Origin of the sequence: Arthrobacter sp. Y81, assembly GCF_002929335.1 — a bacterium.
GTDB lineage: Bacteria > Actinomycetota > Actinomycetes > Actinomycetales > Micrococcaceae > Arthrobacter.
This window is the reverse complement of record NZ_PJIL01000024.1, coordinates 31,548-56,125: the sequence shown is the minus strand read 5'-3', so window position 1 is coordinate 56,125 and position 24,578 is coordinate 31,548. Positions and strand designations below refer to the sequence as shown.

General features: G+C 62.7%; 24 protein-coding genes. 10 read left to right on the top strand and 14 right to left on the bottom strand.

What is annotated here, in order from left to right:
- Nucleotides 1-1,469: 1,469 nt before the first annotated feature.
- The 3 genes from CXQ91_RS21855 to CXQ91_RS24915 all read left to right on the top strand — a co-directional run bounded on the left by CXQ91_RS21855 (nucleotide 1,470) and on the right by CXQ91_RS24915 (nucleotide 2,557).
- Nucleotides 1,470-1,901: a hypothetical protein gene (locus CXQ91_RS21855; protein WP_146072413.1), complete on the top strand. Its 432-nt coding sequence runs from the start codon at nucleotides 1,470-1,472 to the stop codon at nucleotides 1,899-1,901.
- A 148-nt stretch (nucleotides 1,902-2,049) separates the two neighbouring features.
- The gene (locus tag CXQ91_RS21850; protein ID WP_104175972.1) at nucleotides 2,050-2,256 is read left to right on the top strand and encodes a hypothetical protein; all 207 of its coding nucleotides are present in this window, start codon (nucleotides 2,050-2,052) and stop codon (nucleotides 2,254-2,256) included.
- A 148-nt stretch (nucleotides 2,257-2,404) separates the two neighbouring features.
- On the top strand, nucleotides 2,405-2,557 hold the full coding sequence (locus tag CXQ91_RS24915) for a hypothetical protein (protein WP_181039002.1): 153 nt from the start codon (nucleotides 2,405-2,407) through the stop codon (nucleotides 2,555-2,557).
- A 278-nt stretch (nucleotides 2,558-2,835) separates the two neighbouring features.
- On the opposite strand, the gene CXQ91_RS21845 is transcribed toward CXQ91_RS24915, so the two are convergent.
- From CXQ91_RS21845 to CXQ91_RS21825, 4 genes are all read right to left on the bottom strand, one after another.
- Nucleotides 2,836-3,654: a DUF1206 domain-containing protein gene (locus CXQ91_RS21845; protein ID WP_104175971.1), complete on the bottom strand. Its 819-nt coding sequence runs from the start codon at nucleotides 3,652-3,654 to the stop codon at nucleotides 2,836-2,838.
- Between the two features lie 469 nt (nucleotides 3,655-4,123).
- Nucleotides 4,124-4,549 carry a hypothetical protein gene (locus tag CXQ91_RS21840; protein WP_104175970.1) on the bottom strand — a complete coding sequence of 142 codons (426 nt, stop codon included), beginning with the start codon at nucleotides 4,547-4,549 and terminating at the stop codon, nucleotides 4,124-4,126.
- Nucleotides 4,550-4,938: 389 nt separating this feature from the next.
- On the bottom strand, nucleotides 4,939-5,274 hold the full coding sequence (locus CXQ91_RS21835) for a LapA family protein (protein WP_308471426.1): 336 nt from the start codon (nucleotides 5,272-5,274) through the stop codon (nucleotides 4,939-4,941).
- A gap of 1,217 nt (nucleotides 5,275-6,491) precedes the next feature.
- A complete protein-coding gene (locus tag CXQ91_RS21825) occupies nucleotides 6,492-6,668 on the bottom strand; it encodes a CsbD family protein (protein ID WP_104175967.1) in 177 nt (58 codons plus the stop codon).
- 479 nt (nucleotides 6,669-7,147) lie between these two features.
- Here CXQ91_RS21825 and CXQ91_RS21820 point away from each other — a divergent pair, with 479 nt between their 5' ends.
- Together CXQ91_RS21820 and CXQ91_RS24615 are read left to right on the top strand one after the other, a co-directional pair.
- A complete protein-coding gene (locus CXQ91_RS21820) occupies nucleotides 7,148-7,393 on the top strand; it encodes a DUF1508 domain-containing protein (RefSeq protein WP_104175966.1) in 246 nt (81 codons plus the stop codon).
- 23 nt (nucleotides 7,394-7,416) lie between these two features.
- Complete coding sequence (locus CXQ91_RS24615; RefSeq protein WP_146072412.1) at nucleotides 7,417-7,599, top strand: hypothetical protein; 183 nt, start codon at nucleotides 7,417-7,419, stop codon at nucleotides 7,597-7,599.
- 683 nt (nucleotides 7,600-8,282) lie between these two features.
- Here CXQ91_RS24615 and CXQ91_RS21815 read toward each other — a convergent pair.
- Complete coding sequence (locus tag CXQ91_RS21815; protein WP_181039001.1) at nucleotides 8,283-8,981, bottom strand: GAF domain-containing protein; 699 nt, start codon at nucleotides 8,979-8,981, stop codon at nucleotides 8,283-8,285.
- Nucleotides 8,982-9,164: 183 nt separating this feature from the next.
- On the opposite strand from CXQ91_RS21815, the gene CXQ91_RS21810 reads away from it, so the two are divergent.
- Genes CXQ91_RS21810 through CXQ91_RS25065 form a run of 5 tightly spaced genes read left to right on the top strand, consistent with a single transcriptional unit; the run spans nucleotide 9,165 to nucleotide 13,105 of the window.
- Nucleotides 9,165-10,157, top strand: coding sequence for an ABC transporter substrate-binding protein (locus CXQ91_RS21810; RefSeq protein ID WP_219816576.1), 993 nt, complete (start codon nucleotides 9,165-9,167; stop codon nucleotides 10,155-10,157).
- Complete coding sequence (locus tag CXQ91_RS21805; RefSeq protein WP_219816574.1) at nucleotides 10,154-10,990, top strand: ABC transporter permease; 837 nt, start codon at nucleotides 10,154-10,156, stop codon at nucleotides 10,988-10,990. The genes CXQ91_RS21810 and CXQ91_RS21805 overlap by 4 nt, the downstream gene beginning before the upstream one ends.
- Nucleotides 10,987-11,781, top strand: a complete 795-nt coding sequence (locus CXQ91_RS21800) for an ABC transporter permease (protein ID WP_104175964.1) — start codon at nucleotides 10,987-10,989, stop codon at nucleotides 11,779-11,781. Before CXQ91_RS21805 ends, CXQ91_RS21800 begins: the two co-directional genes overlap by 4 nt.
- 26 nt (nucleotides 11,782-11,807) lie before the next feature.
- A complete protein-coding gene (locus CXQ91_RS21795) occupies nucleotides 11,808-12,557 on the top strand; it encodes an ABC transporter ATP-binding protein (RefSeq protein WP_104175963.1) in 750 nt (249 codons plus the stop codon).
- Complete coding sequence (locus CXQ91_RS25065) at nucleotides 12,554-13,105, top strand: hypothetical protein (protein ID WP_219816573.1); 552 nt, start codon at nucleotides 12,554-12,556, stop codon at nucleotides 13,103-13,105. Before CXQ91_RS21795 ends, CXQ91_RS25065 begins: the two co-directional genes overlap by 4 nt.
- A gap of 324 nt (nucleotides 13,106-13,429) precedes the next feature.
- Here the strand turns inward: CXQ91_RS25065 and CXQ91_RS21780 are convergent, their stop codons facing one another.
- From CXQ91_RS21780 to CXQ91_RS21745, 9 genes are all read right to left on the bottom strand, one after another.
- Nucleotides 13,430-15,331: a GAF domain-containing protein gene (locus CXQ91_RS21780; RefSeq protein WP_104175962.1), complete on the bottom strand. Its 1,902-nt coding sequence runs from the start codon at nucleotides 15,329-15,331 to the stop codon at nucleotides 13,430-13,432.
- Between the two features lie 257 nt (nucleotides 15,332-15,588).
- On the bottom strand, nucleotides 15,589-17,070 hold the full coding sequence (locus CXQ91_RS21775) for an NAD-dependent succinate-semialdehyde dehydrogenase (protein WP_104175961.1): 1,482 nt from the start codon (nucleotides 17,068-17,070) through the stop codon (nucleotides 15,589-15,591).
- Nucleotides 17,071-17,148: 78 nt separating this feature from the next.
- On the bottom strand, nucleotides 17,149-18,834 hold the full coding sequence (locus CXQ91_RS21770) for a thiamine pyrophosphate-dependent enzyme (RefSeq protein ID WP_374953695.1): 1,686 nt from the start codon (nucleotides 18,832-18,834) through the stop codon (nucleotides 17,149-17,151).
- A 217-nt stretch (nucleotides 18,835-19,051) separates the two neighbouring features.
- On the bottom strand, nucleotides 19,052-19,288 hold the full coding sequence (locus CXQ91_RS24610) for a hypothetical protein (protein WP_146072410.1): 237 nt from the start codon (nucleotides 19,286-19,288) through the stop codon (nucleotides 19,052-19,054).
- Between the two features lie 140 nt (nucleotides 19,289-19,428).
- Nucleotides 19,429-20,544, bottom strand: coding sequence for an NADH:flavin oxidoreductase/NADH oxidase (locus CXQ91_RS21765; RefSeq protein ID WP_104175960.1), 1,116 nt, complete (start codon nucleotides 20,542-20,544; stop codon nucleotides 19,429-19,431).
- The gene (locus CXQ91_RS21760; protein WP_104175959.1) at nucleotides 20,541-21,518 is read right to left on the bottom strand and encodes an amidohydrolase family protein; all 978 of its coding nucleotides are present in this window, start codon (nucleotides 21,516-21,518) and stop codon (nucleotides 20,541-20,543) included. Before CXQ91_RS21760 ends, CXQ91_RS21765 begins: the two co-directional genes overlap by 4 nt.
- On the bottom strand, nucleotides 21,515-21,955 hold the full coding sequence (locus CXQ91_RS21755; RefSeq protein WP_104175958.1) for a hypothetical protein: 441 nt from the start codon (nucleotides 21,953-21,955) through the stop codon (nucleotides 21,515-21,517). Before CXQ91_RS21755 ends, CXQ91_RS21760 begins: the two co-directional genes overlap by 4 nt.
- A gap of 28 nt (nucleotides 21,956-21,983) precedes the next feature.
- On the bottom strand, nucleotides 21,984-23,174 hold the full coding sequence (locus tag CXQ91_RS21750) for an FAD binding domain-containing protein (RefSeq protein ID WP_104175957.1): 1,191 nt from the start codon (nucleotides 23,172-23,174) through the stop codon (nucleotides 21,984-21,986).
- Nucleotides 23,171-24,565 (bottom strand): MFS transporter, encoded by a 1,395-nt coding sequence (locus tag CXQ91_RS21745; protein ID WP_219816571.1) that lies wholly within the window; start codon nucleotides 24,563-24,565, stop codon nucleotides 23,171-23,173. Before CXQ91_RS21745 ends, CXQ91_RS21750 begins: the two co-directional genes overlap by 4 nt.
- Between the last annotated feature and the right edge of the window lie 13 nt (nucleotides 24,566-24,578).

Below are 24,578 nucleotides of genomic sequence, written 5' to 3'. Positions count from 1 at the left end.
CCGCACCAGCCGCCCCGACCCACGCCGGCATCAACTACAAAACCAACCAGCTGTCACAAACAGCTTGATATATACCGAATTGCCTTTGTTTTCGCGACTTCCCAGTGTTTGCAGGGGTTGGAATGCAGTTCGAGTCCCACCTCGGGCACGCATGACCCCTCGTCAGAGGGGTTTTTGCTTTAATGTGTGGACATTGACCCTCCGCGGGTCCCTCTGACGCTGGTCGCAGACTGTGCCAGGCGCTGCGGTCGCCTGTTCGGTTGTGTGGGTGGCGGGTCAGGTTCCTGGCTGGTGGGCCCTCTGCTTGCTGGGGTGTGGGGTTATGTGTCGTCCTTTTGCTGTTTCCGGTGGCCAGTTGTTGGCCGTCACTCATTCATGGCCGAGGGTTGTGGTGACGACATGACCAAGGCGAATTCTCTTCGAGGATCTTCCTCGGCTGGCTGCTTTCTGTGAACCAGGCAGAGTGCGCTCATTGCGTGTTTGTCCGGCCAAAGGTGGTGTGTACATTGTGCACACCCCGTCGACGGGCGTCCGCTCGGCTTGCATTGTGGTCCCTTCCTGCAAACTTTTCGGCCGGTGTCAGTTCATGCGTCCTGGCGTTCTGAGTGACATGACCTCCGGGAAAATCGGTGTCTGTCGCGTTGTTAGGGTCGCGTTGTTAGGATGGCCGGCCGCCCAGTTGTCCATCACGTGAGTCCTCTCCGCTCGTCCTGTGGTTCCATTGCGTCTATTCATGCTCTGGGCGTCGTTTCCGACATGACCCGCGGTGGCCTCGCCCATTTTGTGTCCTGCAGCCGGCGGTTTCGCGCCGGCGCTTATCCATGCCTGCCGCATGCGGTTTCGACATGACCCTCGGGTGGAACATTCGGGGGACTACCGGACCGCTACACGCGTTTCAGTGCCCCATGTAGTGGCGGCACGCCAGCCAAAGGCCCGGCGGTCTGCAGGAAAAGGCCTCAATACCCTGTCGCATGTCCTGACGCAGTGCGATCATCCGATTATGAGCGAGAACCATGCGGAGGACGCGGTTCGGTCCGTGCCCCATGAGGGGATTCATGACGTGCCGCAGGGCAGAGATGATTGGGGCACGCCCATCACCCGGCAGCTGCGCACCGTGGGCCGGCGGCGCCGGGATGCTGAATTGAGCTTGAGCAGCATCTGCAGGAGGCCCGGCACAAAAACAAACCGCACGACGGTCCGGCGGAGCCGATACCCTCCGGATGATTCTGGAGGTGCGGGCGCTGGCCACGGACCACCTGGCCAGCCAGAACTCGTGTGTGGCCGTCACCAGGTCGGGGATTCGGATGGGTGGACATTGACACCGGGAGCAAACCGGTTCGGCTGTGGCTGTCCGGTTGGGGATGTTGCTTCGACCGCTTGACACCGCCGCTCATTCCATGGTTTGTAGGCAGGTTTTGTTGTTTACTGGTGGTATCTCCATTGCCGCAAGCGGAAAGAGGCGGATCATCATGGATTCGGGCCAGCTGTTGTGGATCATCATCGTCGTCGTAGTGGCTCTCGTAATTGTTGGGTTGGTGGTCTTCTTCGGCCGCAAGGGGAAGCTGAAGGCTGACCGGCGTCGGGCGGTCGCGATGCGCGAGAAGGCGGAGACGGATGAACTCGGCGCACGGGAGGGTGAAGCGAAGGCGGCCCGGGCGGAAGCGGACGCACAGCAGGCCAACGTGGATGCCGAACGCCTCCGTCGGGAGGCCCGCGATGGTCAGGAAGAGGCAAGGAGTGTTCGTGAAGCTTCGCAGGAACGGGTCCGGGAAGCTGATGAACTGGATCCGGATGTTGATGCCGGCGGGCGCCGGGACGCGCAGTCCGGGGATGGTCAGCCGGGCCCGGGCGGCGATGCCAGTCAGCCCGGCCGGCCTGCTCAAGGAACCGGGCCAGGATAAGACACCTCCGGCGATGGCCAGAGCAGCCGCCACCAGGTCGGGCCAGAAGATCCGCTAAGGCTGCCGCTCTGATCCGCGATGGATCAGTTCCCTCCACCGTGTGAATAATTACGCTGCAGCGTCAGCAGAATCCGGTATCGGAGGACGAATGCGGGCCAGAATCATCGTCGGAATATTAGTGGTCGTCTGGCTTGTGATCGGCGTCGCCGCAGCCGTTCAGCGTGGTTATTTCGCCGGTCAGCCGGCATCCTGCGCCTCGGTTGGAACTGTCGCGCTGAGAATCGTTGCGGGGCCGCTGAACTACACGGGACTGAACCCCAAGATTGCCTGTGACATTCCCCAGCCATCGCAGTAGCCCCGGGCCCGGAGCCCGGTGGTCGGGCCGGAACCGGGCTCTTGTGAAGAGCCGCCGGTAGGCCTGGATTGCGGAGTACCCACCCGGGGCCAGGCCCGGTGGCGGTGTCATTGTTGAACGTTTCAAAAAAGAAGGGCGGGTAGCGGTCATGAACATTCTTCTGATCGTCGTAGTGGTCCTTGCGGTGCTGTTCTTCTTCGGAGGCGGGCTGGTTCCTTCTTTGAACTTCCTGATCTGGGTTGGCGTGGTGCTGTTGATCCTCGCTGCCGTCGGTTTCTTCATGGGGCGCAGGAGGACCTGAATAGCCCGGGCGGCAGGAGTCTGTGTGCTGCGGGTCGTTTTGTCCTGGAATCGTCCACGGCCGCATTGATCTGGATCCGGGTGTGAACAGAGGCTTTCCGCAAGATCGGCACGGCTCGCGTCCGCTTCGCGCAGATCGGCTCCGGTGAGGTCTGCCGACCTTCCCGCTGCGCTGCCTCTTCGCCTGTCGACGCGCTCCTGGCGGCTCCCGGGGGGCGGGCCGTTTCCTCCCCCTAGTCAGTGGAGCAGGAGCAGGAGCCGGCCGCGTCGGCGGGCGGCTTACATCCGCGCGACTTTGGCCTTCACCATCAGGTAAAGGCCGTAGCAGATCAGACCGGCGCCGACGGCGGTCAGCATATATACCCCGTACGGCTGCTCGCGCAGGGCCTTCAATCCGCCGTCCAGGCCGGTGGACTCCTGAGGGTGGGCGTTAACGGTGGCAATGATGACCAGCAATCCCACCAGAAACAGTGCGATGCCCTCGGCTACGTAGCCGACCACGCCCAGCCCCGTCACAACGGCCCGGCCCGTGCCCGAGGACGGCAGCCGCAGATCCTTCTTGAACGATGCCTTGAATCCGAGGACCACGAAGACAATGCCGACGACAGCGACCGCGGCCCCGATGGCGACCAGCAGGAACGCACCCCCGGGTGCTTTCATGATTGAGACCGTGAAATCGCTCGTGGACTGTCCGCTGTTCTTGCTGTTTCCGCTTGCCGAGGCAGCGAACGTCAGCGCGATGACTGCGAACACTACCGCCTTGCCTGCGGCGGAAAGTTTCTTCCCTATCTTCTTCTTGGCTTCCATCTGACCGTAGGCGAATACGGCGTTACCGGTTTGCCAGAGCGCCAGCGCCACACAGGCAGCGAATCCCGTCCACAGCAGCAGCAGTCCCGCGGGCTGGCCGGCGAGCTGGGCGACGGCCCCGCCTTGGTCCGCCTGTCCGTCCTTGCCGGAGGCCAACTGGATAGCGACGGACCCGGTCAGAACGTGCAACACGCCGCTGACGGCAAAACCTGCCCTGGCGGCGATCACGAAAGCCCTGGAGTTCGATGCCTCCTCGACCGCGTCCGCGGCGTCCTTCAGCTCTTTCTTCATTTCCGGTCCTCAGTGCCAGCGCGCGCAAATGCGTTGGTGTGCAACACGCTATTTTGCCACGGGAGCCCACGCTCAAACAGGCCCGGTCTTGAGCCGGCGAAGACAGACTCGCCCGGAGCCGGGTCAGGCAGGGAGCGACGCGGCATGCATGTTTTGGATCGGGCGTCGCCCGCGGTTGGAGTAGACATCGGCGGCATCCACGGACCGATGCAGCAGCACCTCGATCAGGGCCCGGTCCCTGGAGTATCCCCGTCGGTTTCCCCGGCCGCAGCGCAGAGCGCTTCGTGGGCGAAAGTGTGGTGGGCGAGTACACCAACCATCCCCGGGCCTGCCCCTCGGCGCGATCCCTGCAATGCTGGGTCAACACAGGAGGCGACCGCCGCCATGATCGGACCTGACAGGGTCAGGAGGCCTGGCACACCGAGGGATAATGTGCTCCGGCGGCCCGGTGGAGCTGGGCGCAAACGTGCTATCCGTCGGCGTCGGTTTCGGTGTCCTTCGTGCCGGTGTCGAAGGGCTTGCCTGTGGTCGGCGGCACGCCGGCCGCGAGACGGTCCGACTCTCGAGCCCCAATGCCGGACTGGGCTCCACCGGATCCGGCTTCGGCCGGTGAAGGTCCCGGCGGTACGTCCCCGTCTGTCGTCGCAGAGCCGGTCACGGTCCGCTGCCCCTCGGTCATGGCGGGGTCGTTGAACACCTGCTCGACGGGCGCCTCGCCGGACTTGGCCCGTTCCGGATGCGAGTGCTCCCCCTCCGCATTGGTGCCCGACTCGGCGATGTCGACCGCTTCGCCCACATCCGCACCGGTGGGCGAGTCATCGGCCGGGACGTCGGCACCCCTCGCGCGATGCCGGGCCTGGGATGCGGCGTCCTGGCCGTGCGGATTCTCGGTCATCGGCTTACCTTTACGATTGATGTCTGCCGCTCTTCGGTACTAACCAAGCTTAGCTCCGGACGGGCAGGTCGTCGAGAAAAAATGGGTCGCGACGGCGGATCGGACACCCTCCGGACCCCGTGGCCGCAGATCACCATTTTCCTCAGCGGCGAGGGGACTCCTGGACGGTCTCCGCCTCGTGTTCTGGCTTTACTGTCCCGACCGCACCATAGGCACCCTCGGTGTATTGGCCTGTTTCTAACCCGACGCTTCCGGCAGAACCCAGATCGCCTTCAACCACCCAACGGTTTGGAACCTCCGCAGGGTGAGGGGGTGAGAATGAGTCGGCACCGTGCTCAGTTCCGTGGATTGTCCAACGTCGTACCCCGTGTCTGCCTGGCCTGACACTCTCAGGTACCGGGTGGGGGCATCTGTGCGTGGCGGCTGCGGGATGTGAGCTGGATGATCCGCACGGCGCCCGCCACAGCGACCAAAACCCCGCCGCTGACTGCGGCAATAAACAGTGCCATGCCCAGGGAAATTGTCCCGTCCAGGCCAAAGAACCTGACCCTGACGTCGTCCTGGTTCTGCACAATGAAGGCGATGAGCAGGATCAGCAGCACCAAGGCAGCGACCGTGGCCACCCAGATCATGCCTGCGCGGGTCACTGCCGGGCGCTTTGCAGCGGCCGGAGCGGGCACGGGGCCGTGCACCGGCTCCGACGGCGGGAGCGGTTCTGCGTTCATGACGTGGTCCCCCTTTGTGGGCCCCATGGACATGTTCGTCGAATCGGCGACTATCCGGTCCGGCGGCCGCCTGTGCCCTCCTCATGGGGATATCCATTTGGAAGCCGCAGCCGCCGTGCAGAACTTTCGTCCGCAAATTGACCTCCAGTAGGCCCGCTGACGGTCTGCCGGTGTGCATCGGCGCGTAGATGCTCCGCGGGTCGGCGCCCTGGGGCTTCATCGGTTCGCCGCAGTGAACGTACTCGCCGCCGAACTGCAGAACACCGTGTACGGTTGCGCTGCGGTTCAGGATCCGGGCGACCGGGGGGACCATGGCGGCGCTGGCATGGAACGAATCGCAGTCAATGCAGGTAGAGGAAACCTCCACGACATCCGTGTCGGCACGGTCCGGCGGTTCGATGATCTGGTGCGCGTCGCGGCGGCAACTGCCGCACGGCAGAGGCCGGCCGTGCCGGGTCTGAGTCCCGTGCCGGGCGTACGGGGTGGAGATGGTCGACATCCGTCGTGCTCCTTTATCTGAGGGAACATGACCTGTCATCGGGTCCTCTGCGCTGTGTTCCCAGCAGAACGCTAAGGCCGGGGCGTCCGCGAAGACAAGCAAATTCAACAAGTATGCTTTCTACGCCCGGGCGTCCAGAGGAGATTCCTGTCCGGACGTGTCCCGACCGCCGGGGCTCAGGCCCGGTGACACGGATGCGACAGCGCCGGCCGGAGCGTTCCGGAGCGAGGGTGGCGTGCGGCCCTCCCTCTGCCCATTTCCCGGCCGGCCGCCCCGGCGTAGACTCCGGAGGCTAGTGCCGGCTAGCCGAGGGGCCGGGCAAACTGACCGCTGGATCGGAGAGATCGGCCATGAGTGTACTGGTGAAGCTGGCAGGACTGGGAGCGACGCTCGGGGCCGGGCTCCTGGCCAAAAAATGGTGGACACTGCGCGGTCCGGCAGGGCAGGAGAGCCGGCCCTGAAGAAAGAGGCACACCAGGGCAGGGGCGTTCCGGGAATTATCTGGTTCCCGCTCACGGCGGCCGGTACCGGGGCCATTATCTACGTCCTGACGGGTCAGGCCACCAGGGCCGCAACCGACCGGTTCAGCAGGACCCCGGGCGGCCACTGACTATCGGTTGCCAGCTCAGGCGCAGCTTCGCCGAAAGCGGTGCAGGTCCGGACGGGCCACTGAGGCCAGGGGTACTGCAGGGTGTCCCTCTGGCCCCAGCGTGTCCGGTCAGTGCTTCTTGAAGGCGTCTTTGATCTTCTCGCCGGCCTGCTTCATGCTCGCCTTGGCCTGATCGGTCTTACCTTCGGCTTCCAGGCTTTCGTCACCGGTGGCTTTGCCGGCGGCTTCCTTGCCCTTGCCGCCGACTTTCTCGGCAGCGTGCTTGATCTTGTCACCCAAACCCATGATGATTCCCCTATCGATGGACGGTCCGCCGGGTCGTCCCGGTAGGACATTTTCATCGTAAACCCGAATATCGTCACTGGTTCCTGGTGGTCTATCCCAGTTTTGTTTGACGGATTGGGGTGCGACGCGGCCGCGGCGAGTGTATCCAGGATGCTCTCGGCGGTCGTGGTCCAGATGAGGGGTTTTGGTTCGTTGTCGTGGACGGCGAGGTCGTTCTCGATGGCGGCAAGGAGATCGGGGACGGAGTGGAAGGCCCCGCGACACAGGGCTTGTCTGTCAGTTCTGCGGGCGAGGCGGTAGGAATAAGGTGCGTGTTTCGGATGACGGCCTCGCAGCGACCGTCGGCTCCATCGGCGCACGCACACGCCAGTGGCGTCCTTAGCGGAGAATGCCCGGGATACTCTTATGTTGGCCGGATCACACTCCGTGACCCAACGGGCCGATGCAATGGTTGCAAGGATGCAGGGTGGGCAATAACGATGGCTGGCACGTTTGAAATTCTCCAATCGGGCGGGGGATCATTCCTCTTCCGGCTGACCGCACAGGACGGCACAGAGGTGGCGGTCTCACCGAAGTTTACGACGATTAGGGACGTTGTGGAGGGCATAGCGGCTGTGCGTGAAAACGCGGCAATGGGGCTCGTTGTGGATCACTCCTCCGGTGCGCCACGGCCCTTCCGCGAGGAGCACGCCGGGCCGGGGTGTAATGTGGTGGCGGCGGCCTGATTTCCGGCTTTGTCTGACTGTGCGTGGACGATAATGAGCTACTCGCCACTGTCGCGGACCTTGCCCGACGCGCCGGTGCCGACGAACCGGACCGGCTTGCCCGGACCTTCACCCTGCTGCTGGGCGGTGCGCTGAGCATCAGCAGCCGAGGAAGCGCACCCAGATCGGTCATAGATCGTAACCCTGTGACCTTTGCGCACCGATAACCGGTCTTTCGTCGGCCGCCTTGGCGGCAGCGGGAGTCCCTAACGCGAAGTAATCGAGGCTTTCGCTGTGAGAAAGCTGGAGTCATGAAGTCGTGAATCCGGCCCACCGACCCCCAGATGCAGTAAAGCCACCGCCGACGCCCATCAGCACCATGTGCACTGCACTTCCCATCGAAGGACACATCGTCGCAGCGCTGGCATGGGCCGCCCGACGATGATACCGAAGCCGGCCCCAGGGATGCCTGAGGCGCGCCTCCTATAGTGGACCTACTGCCCGCGCCCGAATGGGGAACTGTCGGAACTCGTGTTAAGAGCCGAGGCTTGTAGAGGGACAGCCTGCCCTTAAACATCCAGGCTCAGGAGCGCGCCGAAAGTATCGTTGAGCTGCTCAGGCAGAGATGCGTCTCCTGCCGCTGTCACTGCGGCGGGGGCTCCGCCGTCCGGTTCTAGGGGTATGCCGGTATGGCGATGTACTGGTTGATGTTCGTGGATTGGAACGTCTCGAACGGCAGCGTGTCCTGGCCGCCGTCAGGGTTGCCCACCACTACGGTTTGGTTGTCAGTAGTGCGTGTACCTCCTCGGCCCGGCGCAGTTCGCGGATGGCGTCCTGCTCGCCGGCGCGTAACTGCGCGGTGCCCAAGGCGACGGCCGCCTGGGTGGCCATCGCGTTCACCAGGCTGATCTCAGCGTGGTCGAACCGGTGCACCCAGCAGTTCGGCCAGCGCGGCGGCCACGCCGGCCACCCCCTCGCCGCGCAACGCCGTCGCGGTCAGTAGTGCGTGTACCTCCTCGGCCCGGCGCAGTTCGCGGATGGCGTCCTGCTCGCCGGCGCGTAACTGCGCGGTGCCCAAGGCGACGGCCGCCTGGGTGGCCATCGCGTTCACCAGGCTGATCTCAGCGTGGTCGAACCGGTGCGGCGCGGCGTGATAGCCGTTGAGCGCTCCGACGACGCGGCCGCTGCGGCGTAGCGGCACCGAGACCAGCGCCCGGTACCCCTGCTCGTGGGCGACTCCGCCCCACGGCCCGATGCCGGGTACGCGTTCGATGTCCTCCAGGGCGACGACGTCGCCGGTGCGGAAGGCGACGCTGGTGGGTGCCTCCTCGGCGCTGTGCACGTCGAGCAGGATGGGTCGGTCGGCGTTGACTTGGGCGACGTAGTCGGCGGACAGCCCGTGTGAGCCGACGATGGTCAACGCGGCTCCGCTGTGGTCGGGCAGGAACACCGCGCAGAAGTCGTAGCCGAACAGAGTGCACGCGGTGCGGGCCACCCGGTCCAGCAGGTCGGTGACGGGTTCGTCTCCGCCGACGGCCTCGCCGATGTCTGCCAGGGCGTCCAGCCAGCGCTCCAGCGGCACGTGCGGGTGGTGTGTCTGACGCGACATAGAGTCCATTATAGGTGTGTGCTCTCAGACATTGCTCGAGGTGGTCTGGGTCATGCATCGTGGTGGGTAAGACGGTGACAGCCGTCACAGGAACCAAAGGAGGTGACTGTGCGCCAACAGAGACACATCAGGCACACACGCATACGACGAACGGTCGCACTGGTCGCAGCGGCGGCAGTATCAGTGGCGGTCTTCACGTCCGGTTGCGCGGCCGGCCTCGGCGGCCCGGCGTCGGCGCGGGCGGCCCAGGACGGCGAGATCCGCTTCACCTTCGCGCCGGACCCCATCTGGGACTACATGCACGACACCGGCTTGGTCGACGAGTGGCAGGACGAGACGGGCTACCGCATCGAAACCAGTGCCACCTGGGACGAATTCGGGCTGTTCGCCGGCGGTCACGCCGACATCATCTCCACCGCGTCCTTCGAGGTTCCCTACCTCGAGGAGCAGACGCAGCGCGAGACCGTCATCATCGGCCGCTACAACGCCGAGCGCAGCCGCATCCTGGTCCGCTCCGACGACCCGGCGCAGTCCCTGGAAGACCTGCGGGGCAAGCGACTCGGTGTGTTCACCACGGTCTCGGGCACGCTGGTGTGGAGTGCCCTGATCAAGCAGATGCACGACATGAATCTGGTTGACGGCGACTTCGAAGTCGTGGTCGCCGATATCCAGAACCTGTCGAATCTGTTGGCGCGCGGCGAGATCGATGCCTGCATCTGCTATCCCGATCTGTCCGCCCGTGAATTGCGCGATGGTTCGGTGCGCCCGCTCTACGACGGGAAATCCTCGGCTGACCTGTTCGCCGAACTCAACGCACCCGGCCACGACGGCCCCATGGGCAACGTGTTCGTGGCGCGCAAGGACTGGGTTGACGAACATCCTGACGAAGTGTCGGCGTTTCTGGATCTGTGGGACCGCGGCCTCGCCGAATGGCAGAAACATCGTGAAGAGATGATCGAGATGTATCCCCAGCACTTCGCCGTCGCCACGCCCGAAGACATCGAGTTCATGAAAAAGTATGTGGCTGAACACGACTGGGTGGTCAACGAGGTGCGCTTCGATCAGAAGTGGGCAGAGGACGAGAGTTCGATCTTCGACCTGATGCGCAGCACCGGGATCATCGGCGACGACATCAAGGATCCGCAGTTCCTGCCGACTCAAGGAGTGCACCAGTGACCCAGACGATCACTCCGCCGGCAACGGGGGCGGAACAACCGGCGCCCCGGGGTCGGTGGAGCAAGAACCCCGGACAACCGACCGGGCCACGCCAGTGGGTGGTCTCGGGCATCGCGTTGATCGTGGCGATCGGCGGCTGGGCGGCGGTGGCCGCCTGGGTCAACGATCCGATCCTGCCGCGGCCGGCGGAGGTGCTCGAGCAGGTCATCCAGATCACCATGTCCGGCGAGGCGTTCACCAACTTCGCGTCGAGCATTTCCAAGATCGCGGCCGGTTTCCTGATCGCCATGGTGGGCGGCCTAGTCATCGGATTCGCCATGGGCAGAAGCAAATTCATGACCTCCTACTTCTCGTTGCCGCTGTTCGTGCTCGGCAACATGCCGGGTCTGACGTACGCGGTCTTCGGGTTGCTGATCTTCGGGGTCGGCGCCGGCGGACCCATCGTGGTCTCAGCGCTGGTGGCGCTGCCGTTCATCGCGATGAACGTCGCCGAGGGGGTGCGCTCGGTCGACGGCAACCTGCTGGCGATGTGCGAGGCATTCAACCGCAACCGCCGAGACGTGCTCCGCCATCTCTACCTGCCGGCGTTGGCCACCTTCGTCTTCGCCGGAGTGCGGTATGGCTTTGCGATGGCGTGGAAGGTCGAGGCGCTCACCGAAGTGTTCGGGGCCAGCGACGGGGTTGGCTTCATGATCCGCAAGGCCTACCAGGAGTTCCAAGTTGCCGACATGCTGGCCTGGACAACACTTTTCATCATCACCATGATCCTCATCGAGCGCGGTCTCGCCTACCTTGAAACTCGATTCTTCGCATGGCGGAAGGACCTCGCATGACCGTGACCATTCCCACCGAACTGCCGGCCTGGCAGCGTCACCTGAAAACCCAGGGCATGTCGGCCATTGCCGTCACAGCGGCGCTGCTCAGCATCCTCGCGGTCTGGCAGATCGCGGTGCTCGTCGGCAACCGGGTGCCCTCACCGGTGCAGACTGTCGAGCGCCTGGTCTCCGAGGCCGCGATCGGCGAACTGTGGCACAACCTGGCCATCAGCATGAACCGCTTCGTCCTGGGATTGGTCCTGGCGCTGGTGGTGGGTGCGGTGATCGGCGTGCTGATGGGCATGTCGAAGCTGGCCGATCTGGCGTTCTCCGATCTCAACGCCGCCGCCCTGGCGATTCCCGCGGTGATCTGGGCACTGTTGACCACCATGTGGTTCGGCTTCGGCTGGCTCACGCCGGTGGTGACGGTGTTCCTGTCCGGGCTGCCGTTCGTCATCGTCAACATCGCCAAGGCCACCCGCGCGGTACCCGCTGATCTGGTCTTGATGGCACGGTCGTTCGGCGTCCCTCGAGGGCACATCCTGCGCCACATCGTGGCCCCCGCCGTCGCCGGCTCCACCGTGGCGGCCGTCCGGTTCGCCATCATGAGCGCCTGGAACGGTCTGCTGCTGGCGGAATGGTTCGGCTCCACCTCCGGTGTCGGATGGCGGTCCCGGTACTGGTACGACGCCAATCAGCTCGACGGGTTCTTCGCCTGGGTGCTGGTGTTCATCCTGCTGCTCGTCATCGCCGACCTCGTGCTCCTCGGCCCCATCGAGCGCTACGCGACCCGCTGGCGCTCGGCCTAACCCCCCCAACTACGAGAGGCAAACCCTTGGGTTCCATCGAAATTCGTGATCTGGTCAAGGACTTCCACGATCGGCAAGGCAACCGCACCCGCGTCATCGACGGTATCGACCTGACGATCTCCGGCGAGACGTTCGTCTCCGTCGTCGGCCCCTCGGGCAGCGGCAAGACCACCCTGCTCAACATCGTCTCCGGCATCGAGACCCATACCTCGGGCACGGTGAACCTGCGCTCAGCAGACGACGACGCCCGCATCGGCTACGTGTTCCAGGACGCCCGGTTGCTGCCGTGGCGCACGGTGATGGCCAATCTCGGCTTCGTGCAACACGAGCGGGCCGGCTGGGAGGAGCGGGCCCGGCACTACCTGGACCTGGTGGGGCTGAGCCACTGCGCCGACCGCTACCCGGCTCAGCTGTCCGGCGGACAGCAGCAGCGTATCGGCATCGCGCGGGCGTTCGCGGTGGAGCCCGATGTGCTCCTGATGGACGAGCCGTTCTCCCACCTCGACGCGATGACCTCCCGGACACTGCGCGAACACCTGGAGCGCCTGTGGCTGGAGTCGCGGCGCACCGTCATGTTCGTCACGCATGACGTCACCGAAGCAGTCCAATTGTCCGATCGCATCGTGGTTCTCGAGCCCGGCGGCCGCATCCACGAGATCATCGACGTCGACCTGCCGCGTCCCCGCAAGGCCTCCGATCCGGCCGTCGCGATGCTGCAGGCCGAGGTCCTGGCCCGGTTCGAGGCGCTCGAAGCGCGTCAGGCCGTCGTCGCATGACCACCGCAATTCGGCCCGGGCCCATCGACATTCACGCGCACTGGCTGCCGGCGGAACTCTTCGGGCTGCCGCCGGGGTCCCCGCTGCCGGGACTTCACGGCCGCGACGGCCAGCTGCATCTCGGTGAGCTGCCGCTGTCCATCGAGACCGAGGCGATGAGCGATCCGGCCCGGGTGCTCACCGACACACTTTATTCGTACCGTCTCCAGATCCCGCCGATCGTCGCGCAGTCAAAGCCTCGCTCACTTCGGTTGGTGAGTCGCGTGTCGTCGACGCGCTCGACCTTCGAGGGACCACGTTCTTCGAACGAACTAAAGACTGGTCGATTGACGACCTCCGGGCATTTACTTCATTGCTTCACTCCTTCAACGCGCCCTCTGAAAAATAGAAGTCAGGCGACGGCCGATCCGAAGTCCCTCCGGTGGAGACAGCCACAGTATTGGAGGCAAGCGGATGCACGGGTTTGGCTGAGGCAACTTCTGCGGTTCCCTGCCGGACACCTTGAATCTGCTTGTCTGGTCCGGCTGGCGTTCTTCTTCCGGCTCTAGGTAACCGAATAGTTGGCCATTTCCCCCGTGGGCCCTGGGCGCTATTGCCCCTCACTACTTCACGACGTTTTCGGTCATAGTAGCTCCGGACGAGTGGCAGCTTTTCAGAGTCAAGCACGCGGGCAGAAGGCTCGGAGCAGTCTCCAGTGTTAGTTTCATATGCCGCCTGCCGGTGAGATGACGATCAGCATGGTGATAGAGGAACGCACCTGTTGATGGTCCTCGACGACAAAGGGGTTTCCCGGAGCACAATCGCCGATAGTTGGCGCAACTGCAAGGTCCACGGCGTGATCGTGGCGGGATCCTGCCCAGTCACGATTTGACTTAGGTGTTTTCTAACTCAGGACTGCTAGTACGCGGGGTTTGGACGTCGATGGTGCTTTGCCGCTGCCTGGCTTCGATGACATCTTCTACTTCGAGGGCCATTGAGATGCGCGTGAGGTCGGAAAGGCGTGAGAGGTTAAGTGCGAGCAGATCCTCGATCCGCCGACGGGCTTCGACGACGATGTCTTCCTGGGTATGCAGCTGCTCCGCCGTCTTACGCGCGTTGAGATTATTGTGAATGAGAGCTGACAATGTCGACAGAAGCAATGAATCTTGGGTTGCGTCGTTGGCCCGTAACGGGCCAAGCACGTCGTCCGCGTAGTGGCTCAAAGCGGATACATTCGGTAGCTGAAGCAGAAGCCCAACCAATCCTAGATCGCTCAACATGACCGTCCCCGGGGAGGCCTTGCGCAGGGCCGCCAGCTCAATGGCTCCGCGGGCCGTTGCAAACGCCGCTGGATAGTCAGCGATGCTTGTGACCGGTCCCGTGATGGCAGCGTGCGCGCCACCCATTTGGGTGCGTTCTGAAGCGATTCGCCTGACTTCGTCGCCGATGCCTCGCAGTTCGCCGATTGGCGTCGTTGGCCCCAGCGGCCAGAGAGCAACGACGTACCCCTCGTGAAATCCGAGCAGCGGCCTCGGCGAGATTTGCCCTGCCATCCCTGAGAACGCGGGAGCAAGCCCGTACGTCAGGTACCCTTCGTGACGGGGTTCAATTCGGACTGCGACGACTGCATGCGGAAGTGACAGATCGTGGCCGAGGCGTGCGGTTTGGGCTAAAAGCGCTGTGGCATAGTGCCCTCTGCCTGACAGGAGCCCGGAGAGAATCTCGCCGGTTTCCTGCCAATCTGCCTGGGTCGCTGTCCGGATCCGGAGAAGTTCCAGAGCCAGGGGCGCGGCGGACCGTTCCATCGCCTGGCGATCCAGCGGTCGGAGCTCGGAAACCCTCCCGTTCGTCCAGATCCACGCGACGAGCTTCTCCTTGATCATCACCGAAACCCGAACTAGATTCCGCGTTCCTGTTGGATCCGGAAGATGCACATCGGCCAGCAGTCCGGCATTGCCTGTGGACATGACATCATTGCGGGGGAGGCCAGCTGCCTTCGCGATGAGAGTAACCGGGAGCGAAACGCCATCACGCTCGAAATGGCAGAGTATGGTCCCGTTGGTCTCGCTCACGGCGACAGGACGATCCAGGATCTCGGCAAGGGCTTCGCCAAGGGCTCTAACTCCGCCGCCTTCCAGCGCCAGGGCCATCAACCGCTCGTGAATCGCTTCGGCTTGCCTTTGCAGTTCATACCGCTCCTCGAGCGACGCATTCAGCTCATTGAGCTTCATGATCCTCTTCGTCTCGTTGGAGCGCAGACGACTCGTGGTGATGGCTACGGACGCTTGGTCTGCCAACATCAAGAGGCGCGATTCTTCTGCCTTAGTGAAGTGATGGGGGGATCGGGTGTAGCAGTTGATGGTCCCGAGTGTTTCATCTGCGGAGTTTAAAGGCACGGAGATCATGGAGCTAAATCCTTGGTCTCTCGCCGCAGCTCTCCAAGCAAGCATCGCCGGATCACTTCCGAATTCTTCGATCTGCACGGGAATGCCCATGGCGAACGCTTGTCCCGACGGCGTGGGGGTGTGCACGCCGTGAAGACGGATCGGATGCGTTGCGTTTACTTCTCGGACGTAGTCGGCCGACAGGCCATAGGAGCCTTCGATCACCAGGACTTGCGACGTCGCGTCCGGGATAGTGATGGCGCAGAAGTCGTAGGACATCAATTTGCAGGCGGTCTTGGCGATCAGATCCAACAACTCGCCCAGCGAAACGCCATGGTTGACTGCCGCACCGATATGGGCAAGCGCCTGCAACCATTCTTGAAGATGCTGGGCCATGCGATCGGGTCCCATTTTCACACTTAGAGTTTTTCATGGTTTCCCCCGACGAGCGAGAATCCTTAGCAACCGGCCGCGGGCACTTACGTGCCTTTGCGCCGCAGCCGCGGACCGGCTGGGGGCCGTCTTCCACTGGTCGAGGGGCGTCTCGCGCCCAGACCACACGGTCTCTCCGCCTGATGTCGCGGGTGTCCGCTTGAACCAGGGCCTCCCAGTTGCGAGGATGGGAGGCCCTGGTGGTCTGATACTTCCGCCCAGGCAGGAAGAGCCCGTTACCCGGTGTGGGGGTCGGCGATGCCGATGTATTGGGTGGTGGTGTATTCGGCGATGCCTTCGGTGCCGCCTTCGCGGCCGAGCCCTGATTGTTTGACGCCGCCGAAGGGTGCGGCGGCGTTGGAGATGACGCCTGCATTGAAGCCCACCATGCCGAATTCGATCTGTTCTGCGACCCTGAGGAGACGGTTGAAGTCGCGGCTGTAGAGGTAGGAGGCGAGGCCGTATTCGGTGGCGTTGGCGAGCCTGATGGCGTCTTCTTCGGTGGTGAAGGTGGTGACGGGGGCGACGGGGCCGAAGATTTCCTGCCCCAGGATCGCCGCGTCGTTGGGGACGTTGCCGATGACGGTGGGCTGGTAGAAGTAGCCGGGCCCGTCAACGGGTGCGCCGCCGGTGACGGCAACCGCCCCGGCGTCGACGGCGGCACGAACCAGGGCGTGCACGTCATCGCGGGCGCCCGCGTCGATGAGCGGTCCTACCTGGGTGGCGGGGTCGGTGCCGCGGCCGGTGGCCAGGGCGCCCATCGCTGCGGCGAACTTGGTGGTGAATTCGGCGGCGACGGATTCCTGGACCAGGAATCGGTTCGCGGCGGTGCAGGCCTCGCCCATGTTCCGCATCTTCGCGGCCATCGCCCCTTCGACGGCAGCGTCGAGGTTGGCGTCCTCGAACACGATGAACGGGGCGTTCCCACCGAGCTCCATCGAGGTCCGCAGCACGTTCTGCGCGGCGTCGGCCATGAGGCGCTTGCCCACCGGGGTGGACCCGGTGAAGGAGACCTTCCGCAGCCTGGAATCCTTCAGCAGCGGCCCGGAGATCCCCGAGGCCGACGAGGACGACACCACGTTCAGGACCCCGGCAGGCAGGCCGGCGTCGAGCATGGTCTGCGCGAAGTACTGCGCGGTCAGCGGGGTGAGCTTGGCAGGTTTGAGGACCATCGTGCAGCCCGCGGCGACGGCGGGGGCGACCTTGCGGGTGGCCATGGCCAGCGGAAAATTCCACGGGGTGATCAGCAGGCACGGCCCGACAGGTTTGTGCTGGACCAGGATCTTGTTCTTCCCCTCCGGGGTGGTGAGGTAGCGGCCGTAGTCGCGGACGGTTTCTTCGGAGAACCAGCGCAGGAACTCGGCGCCGTAGGTGACTTCGCCGCGGGCCTCGGCCAAGGGCTTGCCCATTTCCAGGGTCATCAGCAGGGCGAAGTCCTCGGCCCGTTCGGTGACCAGGTCAAAGGCACGGCGGAGGATCTCGGCCCGCACCCGGGGCGCGGTGCGCGCCCACGACGCCTGGACCTTGTCCGCGGCGTCCAAAGCTGCAACCGCGTCCTCGCTGGTAGCGGAGGCGAGGGTGGCCAGCACCTCCCCGGTGGCGGGATCATGCACATCGAACGTGCCGCCATCGGACGCCTCCACCCACTGGCCGCCAATGAGCAGGCCGGTGGGCACAGTTTCCAGCAGGTCGAGTTCAGTAAGTACGGGGACGGACATGTTTTTCCGTTCTTAAGAAGGTTGCAGGGCGCAGCCGTTCGAGGGTGGGGTCAGGCGGCAGGAACGCCGCAGGCGGCCTTAGTACGCTTTGACTCTTTGCTCTACCACCAAATGAATGAGCGCGAACACGTGATCTTCGTCGATGGCTTTCAGCGCCGCTTCGATTGCGGCAGGGATGTCGGCGTCGCGTTCTACTTTGATGCCGTAGCCGCCGAAGGCCTGGGCCATGAGCGCGAAGTCGGGGTTTTTCAGCTGGGTGCCGGAGACCTTGCCGGGGTAGTGGCGTTCCTGGTGGGTGCGGATGGTGCCGTACTCCTGGTTGTCCATCACAATCACCAGAGGAGTGGCGCCATACTGTGCTGCAGTGGCGAGCTCCTGGCCGTTCATGAGGAACTCGCCGTCTCCTGCGATGGTCACTATGCGCCTGCCGGGGTATTCCAGGGAAGCTGCGATGGCGGAGGGAACGGAGTAGCCCATGGAGCCGTTGCGGGCGCTGATCATGGATGCGTAGCGCTGGGTGGGAAAGTAGCGGTGTGCCCAGTTGGTGTGCTCACCCGCCCCAAGAGTGACCATGGCGTCGTCCGGCAGCGTGGGAACGAGGTTGGCCATCAGAGTGTCCATCCGCGCCGGACCGGCCGACTGCACCGCTGGCGGGAGGGCTGAGAAGGATTCCTGCTCGGCCCGCATCCTGGCCGTCCAGGTCTTCCATTCGTCCTTGACCGGCAGTTCGATCTTCGCCAGGTCCCGGACGAATACGTCCGGTTTAGCGACGATCTGGTAGGAGACCGGACCGGAACGGCCGCGGAGGGACGGGTCGATGGTGACGAGGAAGTTCTTTTTGTTCCAGTCCTGCCGGCAGAGAAAGCCGTCGGTAATAACGTCGCCCGGGACAGTACCCACAAAAATCAGCAGGTCAGTTTCCTCAAGCAGGTCATACGTGGGGCGGGGCCGGCCGTAACCAATAGGCCCGGCGTAGGAGGGGGAACTGAAGGGAACTGTCCCTTCAGTTCGCCATTCTGCTGCCGCTGGTATCTGGTGTTTTTCCAACCAGGAAGTGAGCTGATCGGCGCCGCCCTGGGTCCAGTCGTTACCACCGGTGACGAACAGGGGCTTGCTGGATGCGGCCAGCGCATCTGCCAGTGCAGCCGAGTCAACTATGGTCATTCCGCCGGTGGCTACCGGGATGGGGGGATGGAGCTCGGCGGGGATCTGTTGACGGATGACGTCCTCAGGCAGGCCGACGACGACGGGGCCGGGCCGGCCGCTCATGGCCGCGAACAGTGCTTCGGCGACGATTTCGGAGGCACGCTCTGCATGATCTAGAACCATCACTCGCTTGGCGCCGGTGTCGAACCAGGCTTTGACGTCGAATTCCTGGAAGGCCTCGCGGTCCCGGTGGGCGAAGGGGATCAGCCCAACAAACAGCACCATGGGGGTAGAGTCCTGCCACGCCGTATGCAGTCCAACGTGCGCGTTGGCAGCACCCGGACCCCGAGTGACCATCGCAATGCCAGGAATTTGGTTCATTTTGCCGTCGGCCTCGGCCATATAGGTGGAACCACCCTCGTGGCGACAGACGATCGTCTCAATCGGCGAGTCATGAAGACCGTCAAGGACATCCAGAAAACTCTCGCCCGGGACAACGTACGCGCGCTTTATCCCATGGGCTACCAGCGTATCGACAATGACATGTCCCGCTGATTTTGAAGTTGCCGCCTGGTTATGCAGAGCAATGGGTGTGCGGTCAGCCATGGTCTGGCTCATAGTTAATGGCTTTCGTTTGATTAATGTTGTAGGAGCGACATGGATGCTTTGCTTCGAGCCTTGAGATGACCGCCCTCAAGGCCGGCTTCCTCGTGCCCCGCAAGCCATAATGCTTGTCGTAGTCGTGAAGCTACTGCGAGCACAAAAGTTTCTTCAGACCTCCAGCTCCAGGTCCTGGGGTGACATCGATTTTTCGGCGAGGCCGGTATGCGTTGGCTCAGCAAGCAGCAAGCCATTCGCGCCTTTCAATCCTTTGGCCAAAGGGAACCGCGGAGGTCACGGCTATCGTGAATGACCAATAATCGTGCTGGGTGATCACTACTCCGGCATTACCGGACAGTTGAGCCTCCAGTCCGGCGATTTCCACTGCCTTGGCTACGTCGGATTCGAGGGTGGCTGCATCGTTGCCATCGACGCAAAATACTAATTCTGAAGCTTGGAATATGGTCATCACACTTTCTCCATCATCAGCGCCTACATTCTTCCCGCGGCTTATGCGCGTTGGACGAAACCACCCTCGAATTCGATGTTCTCGGTGCGGTGCTGCTCGGCGGCAGTGCTGCCCTTCGAGTCAGCTGCGAAGTTGCTTACCTGTCAAGCACCTGCACTTGCCCGGACGAGTCTTTGGAAGCCACGGGCGTATTGCTGCGGAAAGCGAATTGGTTCTCCGAGATCAGCCGCCGCCCGCTGCGCCCAGTTAGGGTTGTGAAGCAGCTCCCGTGCGAGGAATACTGCATCAGCACTGCCAGAAGACACGATTTCTGATGCCTGGCCCGGTTCAGTAATCAGTCCGACTGCAGCGGTGGGTATGCCTGCTTCCCGCCGAATCTCTTCGGCGAACTGCACCTGATAGTTCGGCTTCACCGGGATCTTTGCGTCCGGCGCTATGCCGCCCGTCGAGACATCCAATAGATCAACCCCGTGTTCGCCAAGAATCCTTGCCAGCAGGACGGTCTCTTCCCTAGTCCAGCCGCGTCGTGGGTCATCTGTGTCGCCGGCAAGCCAGTCCGTGGCCGAGACGCGAAAGAACAATGGTTTGTCGCCAGGCCACTCGCGCCGTACGGCATCGACGACATCGATGGCGAACCGCATACGGTTGGTCAGGGAACCCCCATATTGATCGGTGCGGACGTTTGAGAAAGGTGACAGGAACTGATGTATGAGATAACCATGAGCGCCGTGTAGTTCCAGGACATCGAACCCTGCGTTGTGTGCGCGGCGAGCACCTGCTCCGAAGGACTCGACGAGAGAGGAAATTTCGGCCGTCGTCAGCTCTCTTGGCGCCGGAAGGCTACCGAAAGACTCTGAGCTTGGTCCGACACGGTCCCACTGCCCTTCGATATGATTTCCGGCATTCCATGGGCGGCCTGTCGAGGCTTTTCGTCCTGCATGCACCAGCTGAATGCCAACAGCAGTTCCGTGCTCATGAAGGAAATCGATGATCCTCCCGTGGGACCGGGCCTGGTGGTCGTTCCACAGTCCCAAGTCGTACTCACTGCTGCGGCCTTCCGGATCGACTGCGGTGGCCTCCACCATCGCTAGGCCAACCCCGCCTATTGCACGTGCCGCAAGGTGTTGAAAGTGCCAGTCTGTCGCGGTGCCGGTATCGGGCCCGTTGGGGGTAGATGAGAACTGCATCATTGGGGACATCCAGATGCGATTATTGATCGTCAGTCCACGCAAAGTGATGGGATCGAACAAACTTTTCACAGTGTCACCGACGCAGGTATCTTCGCACCGAGAAAGGTTTCCCCATTGCGCAGCAACGACGCTCGGTCCAATCCGCAACGATCCACAAATGATGCCACGTCAGGTTGGGCCATATCGAACGGGTAGTCCGTTCCGCATAGAATGCGTCTCTCATCGGCGTGGGAACGCAGCAAATCCAAAGTTTGGACGTCGTGGGTGACCGTGTCGAAGTAGGCTGCCTTAAATACTTCCCGTGGGTTTCGTGAACTGTTGGCCCGGACATCCGGTCTTGCCCGCCACGCGTGTTCCCATCGCCCCAACAGGGCAGGGGCGCACCCGCCGCCGTGGACGAAACATATCCGAAGATCTGGCAGTTCTTCCAGGACGCCGCCCAAGACACTTGATGCTACAGCTGTCGCGGACTCCACAGGATTGCCGATGAGGTTCGATAGGTAGTGGGATGACCATTCGGGTCGAGGTAGCTGCATCGGATGCACTAATACCGCCAAACGGTGCTTTGCAGCGGACTGCAGCACTGCCCGAAGCACCCCGGTATCCAGTGACGCGCCGCGTAAGACGGGGGGAATTGCAATCCCGGCGAGAGTGCCGGCTGCTGCAATGTCAGCTATCTGGTGATCAGCGGCTGCAGGATCATCAAGCCTGACTAGCCCCAGGCCGGAGAGGCGGCCGAAGGACTGGGCGATAACCTTTGCCAAGGCATCGTTATACGTGTTGATGTAGTCCTCAGCCGCAGAGTCCACGGCAAACGCGAAGGGCGGCGGTGACAGTGCCCGAAGTGCGATGCCGTTGGCGTTCATATCGGCGATGATGGCGCCTGTATCGCTCATTGCCTCGGTCCGGATTGACAAGGGCAGGTCGCCCAGGAACAACTCGCCGTCCTGATCCCGCATCGCTCCAAACGGAGAGCCCGGGGGGAGCCCGAACAGGTCGGTGGGGAGCCAGTGCGCGTGGACGTCTACCAGATCCGCGGTCATTGGGTCACCACCGACAGTGGAACGTTTTCGGAGTCGAGGTGTTCGACCGTGGTGAAGATTAGGTCTGAATCACCGATGTTCTCGATGTCGTGAAGAAGGTACTGCCCTGCCACGAAGCGGAAGTGCCGGGTTTCGCCAGCCGAATATGACACGTCACGGGTAGTGCCGTCGTGTGTGTGCTGGCGGCTTGAACCGGCAGTGACTGCGGTCCAGAAGTAGTCCAAGACATGACGGTGCGCATGCCAGCGTTCGCCAGGTGAAAGTCGGATTTCCCAGACGCGTACGCGGTCGTTCTCGCTGAGGAGCTTCGACCCCACCTCACCGTCATAGGCGTGGGCGTCGAATTCTCTGCGGAGTTCTTCGGACCATCCTTCGAAGTTCTTTCCAACGAGGGTTCCGGCAAGGGGGAGATCACTGAGGAAGCTATCAGTAGTCATGAGTGAGCCTTTCGATGGTGGGTGTGAGCTAGTGTCCCGGTCCGTAAAGACCGAATCGGAGATCCTTGTCTCCTGGAGTCCACGTGTTGGTGAATTGGGATCGTTCGCCCATGGCTTTTACGCGCGTGAGCAGGTTGCTGCTCAGCTCAAGCTGGCCGGGTTCCCACTTCTCCAGGGCCTCGGCTACGTTGCCGGCTGCGGCGGCCAAGGCATCGCTCAGCGACCACGCGTCGGCGGCAGCTTTGGCTGTGCCGGCAGCAGCATGAGGTCTTGCGCCACAGGCTGCGTCTCCAATAAGAGCAACCCGGCCGTTGACCATCCTCGATGCACGGGAATCCCAGACGACCTGTATGAAGGGCGCCACGGTAGCGGTGACCACTTCTGCGGCTGCTGGGGCAAGAATGCGTGTGGCGGTATCGCGCATCTCGTCTACGTATCGATCTTGAACCTGGTTGGGGTGCACTGACACCTTTCCCAGGAAACCCTGTTTGCTGGTAAGCATTTCGTCGAGGTCAGGTCCGGCGGATACGTTCCGGTACCAGACGTAGTTCATCAGACGTTGGCCCTTGGCGACGCCTCGCTCGCTGGGGATCGGATACATGGTGATTTGGGAGTGAGGAACGACGTTGTAGGTCACTGCATCATTGAGCAGGGCAGCTGTCTCGGCGGTTAGGTTGGCTTCGTCGACCGTTCCGCGCCACCCGATGTAGCCCGAGTAGTCGAGGGTGACATCGGGGTCAATCCGGGCTCGGTTGGCTGATGTCACACCGTCAGCGATCACGACGAGAGATGCCACCTCCCGCCTGCCGCTAACGAAGCGAACGGTCACAGAGTCCTCGTCCTGATCAAATCCGCAGGCAAATTCACCGAGGTGGTAGTGCTCGCGCCCGAAGTCTGCGAGCAGAGCCCTGTAGAACGTCCCCCAGGACGTATGGGACCAGGAACGGGCTTCTCTATCAATTAACCGGTTGTCAGAATCAATGTACTGGACCCAGCTTGTCGTAGTGCTGACATCTTCTGGTCGCTGTGAACTGCGCTCACGAAACCATCGCAGGGTGTCCGGCTGCAGAACAATACCGCCGCCGCGTCCGTCCAAATCAGATGGTGTCCGTTCATAGATATCGACTTCAAACCCGAGGTCTCGGAGTAGAAGGGCGGCTGTCAGTCCGCCAATGGATCCTCCAATGACAACTGCTCGCGATCCGCTGTAGGCGTTCATTTCGACGCTCCTTCAATTGAAACGGGGTCGGTGGAGAGGTCGGATGGGGCATCAGTTGGGAGTTCGGCGTTGCGAGTTTCAGGGGCGAAGTACAAGCCAATAAGGGCGATGACTCCCGTCGCGGCCAACACCGCTGTCGCCACGCCGAGGTTGCCGCCGAACCAGGACGTAGCTATCACGCCTGCGACCAGCGGGCCGGCCGCGGTGATATACCGCCCGATGCTGTTTGCCAAGGCAATCCCGCTCGCCCTCATACTTGGCGAAAACATTTCTGGGCCGTAGACGAAGTTTCCGGAGAGTGCTCCGAACAGTCCGAACCCGACGATGGGGATGACGATCAAGTAAGTGGTGTAGGGGTGTTCGAACGGGAAGAGGTACGCAATGCTGAGCCCTGAAATTATGAAGCTGACCAGGAACGCTTTGCGCCGTCCAATGGCGTCAGCGAGGAAGCCCCATGAGGCATACCCGAGGATTCCGCCGGCGTTGAACAGCATTGATGAGATTGCAACGCGGTGGTTGCCCACTTGAGTGGAGAGCGATTCGGCGAGAGTCATGTCACGAATGATTTGGGGGTACCACGTCGAAACGCTCCAGAATGCCAACAGGGAGCCGGAGGCAAGGGCGGTGCAGATGAGTGTTGCCCGCAGATGTGGCGGTGACAGGAGCCGGCGTAGGACGAATTGGTCTTCTGGTCGGCCTGTGGCTTTACCTTTGCGCTCCTTGCGCTCCTTGATGACCGTTTTGATTTCTTCAGGTTCGGGAACATAACGGCGCAGGAACCACACGAGGAATGCGGGGACGACTGCCAGGACAAGCATGAACCGCCATCCGTGATCGCTGAGCAGAGCGTAAGCCAATGCGGCCATGAAGAAGCCGGCTGCGTAACCAGACATCATCACACCGCAGGCCCGGGCGCGGTACTTGTTGCGCCAAACTTCTGCAACGAGTGCTGCCCCAACCGGCGCTTCAACGCCGGATCCAAGACCGGCAATGAATCGAAGAATGCCGAGCTGCCACCATGTGTCGGCAAATGCCGCCAGTGCTGTGAAGACGGCATAAGTGAGGATGCCGATCGAGAGTACACGGACTCGACCAAAGTAGTCGGCGAGTACACCGAAAAGGATTCCGCCGGTCGCCCACCCGGCAAGGAACAGGGCTACGGTCAGGCCACCGTAGACTCCGATCTGACCGGGGCTGACGACGATGCCGGAGTGAGGCAGCAGGTCTGTCATCGCAGGCCCTAATACCAGTGCGTAGAGGCTGCCGGCGAATCCGTCGAGTGCCCATCCCATGGTGGTGCCAAAAAGTACTAGCCATTGCACCCGGGTGATCTGCTGTCGCCAGCCGAGACTAGCAGCGGGTCCGCTATTTGGTGTCACGTTATTGTCCAATCGTCAAGGGGTC

Excerpts from the sequence above, each read along its gene's own strand:
- CXQ91_RS21855 (WP_146072413.1), top strand. The coding sequence starts at position 1,470 with ATGGATTCGGGCCAGCTGTTGTGGATCATCATCGTCGTCGTAGTGGCT.
- CXQ91_RS21850 (WP_104175972.1), top strand. The coding sequence starts at position 2,050 with ATGCGGGCCAGAATCATCGTCGGAATATTAGTGGTCGTCTGGCTTGTG.
- CXQ91_RS24915 (WP_181039002.1), top strand. The coding sequence starts at position 2,405 with ATGAACATTCTTCTGATCGTCGTAGTGGTCCTTGCGGTGCTGTTCTTC.
- CXQ91_RS21845 (WP_104175971.1), bottom strand. The coding sequence starts at position 3,654 with ATGAAGAAAGAGCTGAAGGACGCCGCGGACGCGGTCGAGGAGGCATCG.
- CXQ91_RS21840 (WP_104175970.1), bottom strand. The coding sequence starts at position 4,549 with ATGACCGAGAATCCGCACGGCCAGGACGCCGCATCCCAGGCCCGGCAT.
- CXQ91_RS21835 (WP_308471426.1), bottom strand. The coding sequence starts at position 5,274 with ATGAACGCAGAACCGCTCCCGCCGTCGGAGCCGGTGCACGGCCCCGTG.
- CXQ91_RS21825 (WP_104175967.1), bottom strand. The coding sequence starts at position 6,668 with ATGGGTTTGGGTGACAAGATCAAGCACGCTGCCGAGAAAGTCGGCGGC.
- CXQ91_RS21820 (WP_104175966.1), top strand. The coding sequence starts at position 7,148 with ATGGCTGGCACGTTTGAAATTCTCCAATCGGGCGGGGGATCATTCCTC.
- CXQ91_RS21815 (WP_181039001.1), bottom strand. The coding sequence starts at position 8,981 with ATGTCGCGTCAGACACACCACCCGCACGTGCCGCTGGAGCGCTGGCTG.
- CXQ91_RS21800 (WP_104175964.1), top strand. The coding sequence starts at position 10,987 with ATGACCGTGACCATTCCCACCGAACTGCCGGCCTGGCAGCGTCACCTG.
- CXQ91_RS25065 (WP_219816573.1), top strand. The coding sequence starts at position 12,554 with ATGACCACCGCAATTCGGCCCGGGCCCATCGACATTCACGCGCACTGG.
- CXQ91_RS21780 (WP_104175962.1), bottom strand. The coding sequence starts at position 15,331 with ATGGGACCCGATCGCATGGCCCAGCATCTTCAAGAATGGTTGCAGGCG.
- CXQ91_RS21775 (WP_104175961.1), bottom strand. The coding sequence starts at position 17,070 with ATGTCCGTCCCCGTACTTACTGAACTCGACCTGCTGGAAACTGTGCCC.
- CXQ91_RS21770 (WP_374953695.1), bottom strand. The coding sequence starts at position 18,834 with ATGAGCCAGACCATGGCTGACCGCACACCCATTGCTCTGCATAACCAG.
- CXQ91_RS21760 (WP_104175959.1), bottom strand. The coding sequence starts at position 21,518 with ATGACCGCGGATCTGGTAGACGTCCACGCGCACTGGCTCCCCACCGAC.
- CXQ91_RS21755 (WP_104175958.1), bottom strand. The coding sequence starts at position 21,955 with ATGACTACTGATAGCTTCCTCAGTGATCTCCCCCTTGCCGGAACCCTC.
- CXQ91_RS21750 (WP_104175957.1), bottom strand. The coding sequence starts at position 23,174 with ATGAACGCCTACAGCGGATCGCGAGCAGTTGTCATTGGAGGATCCATT.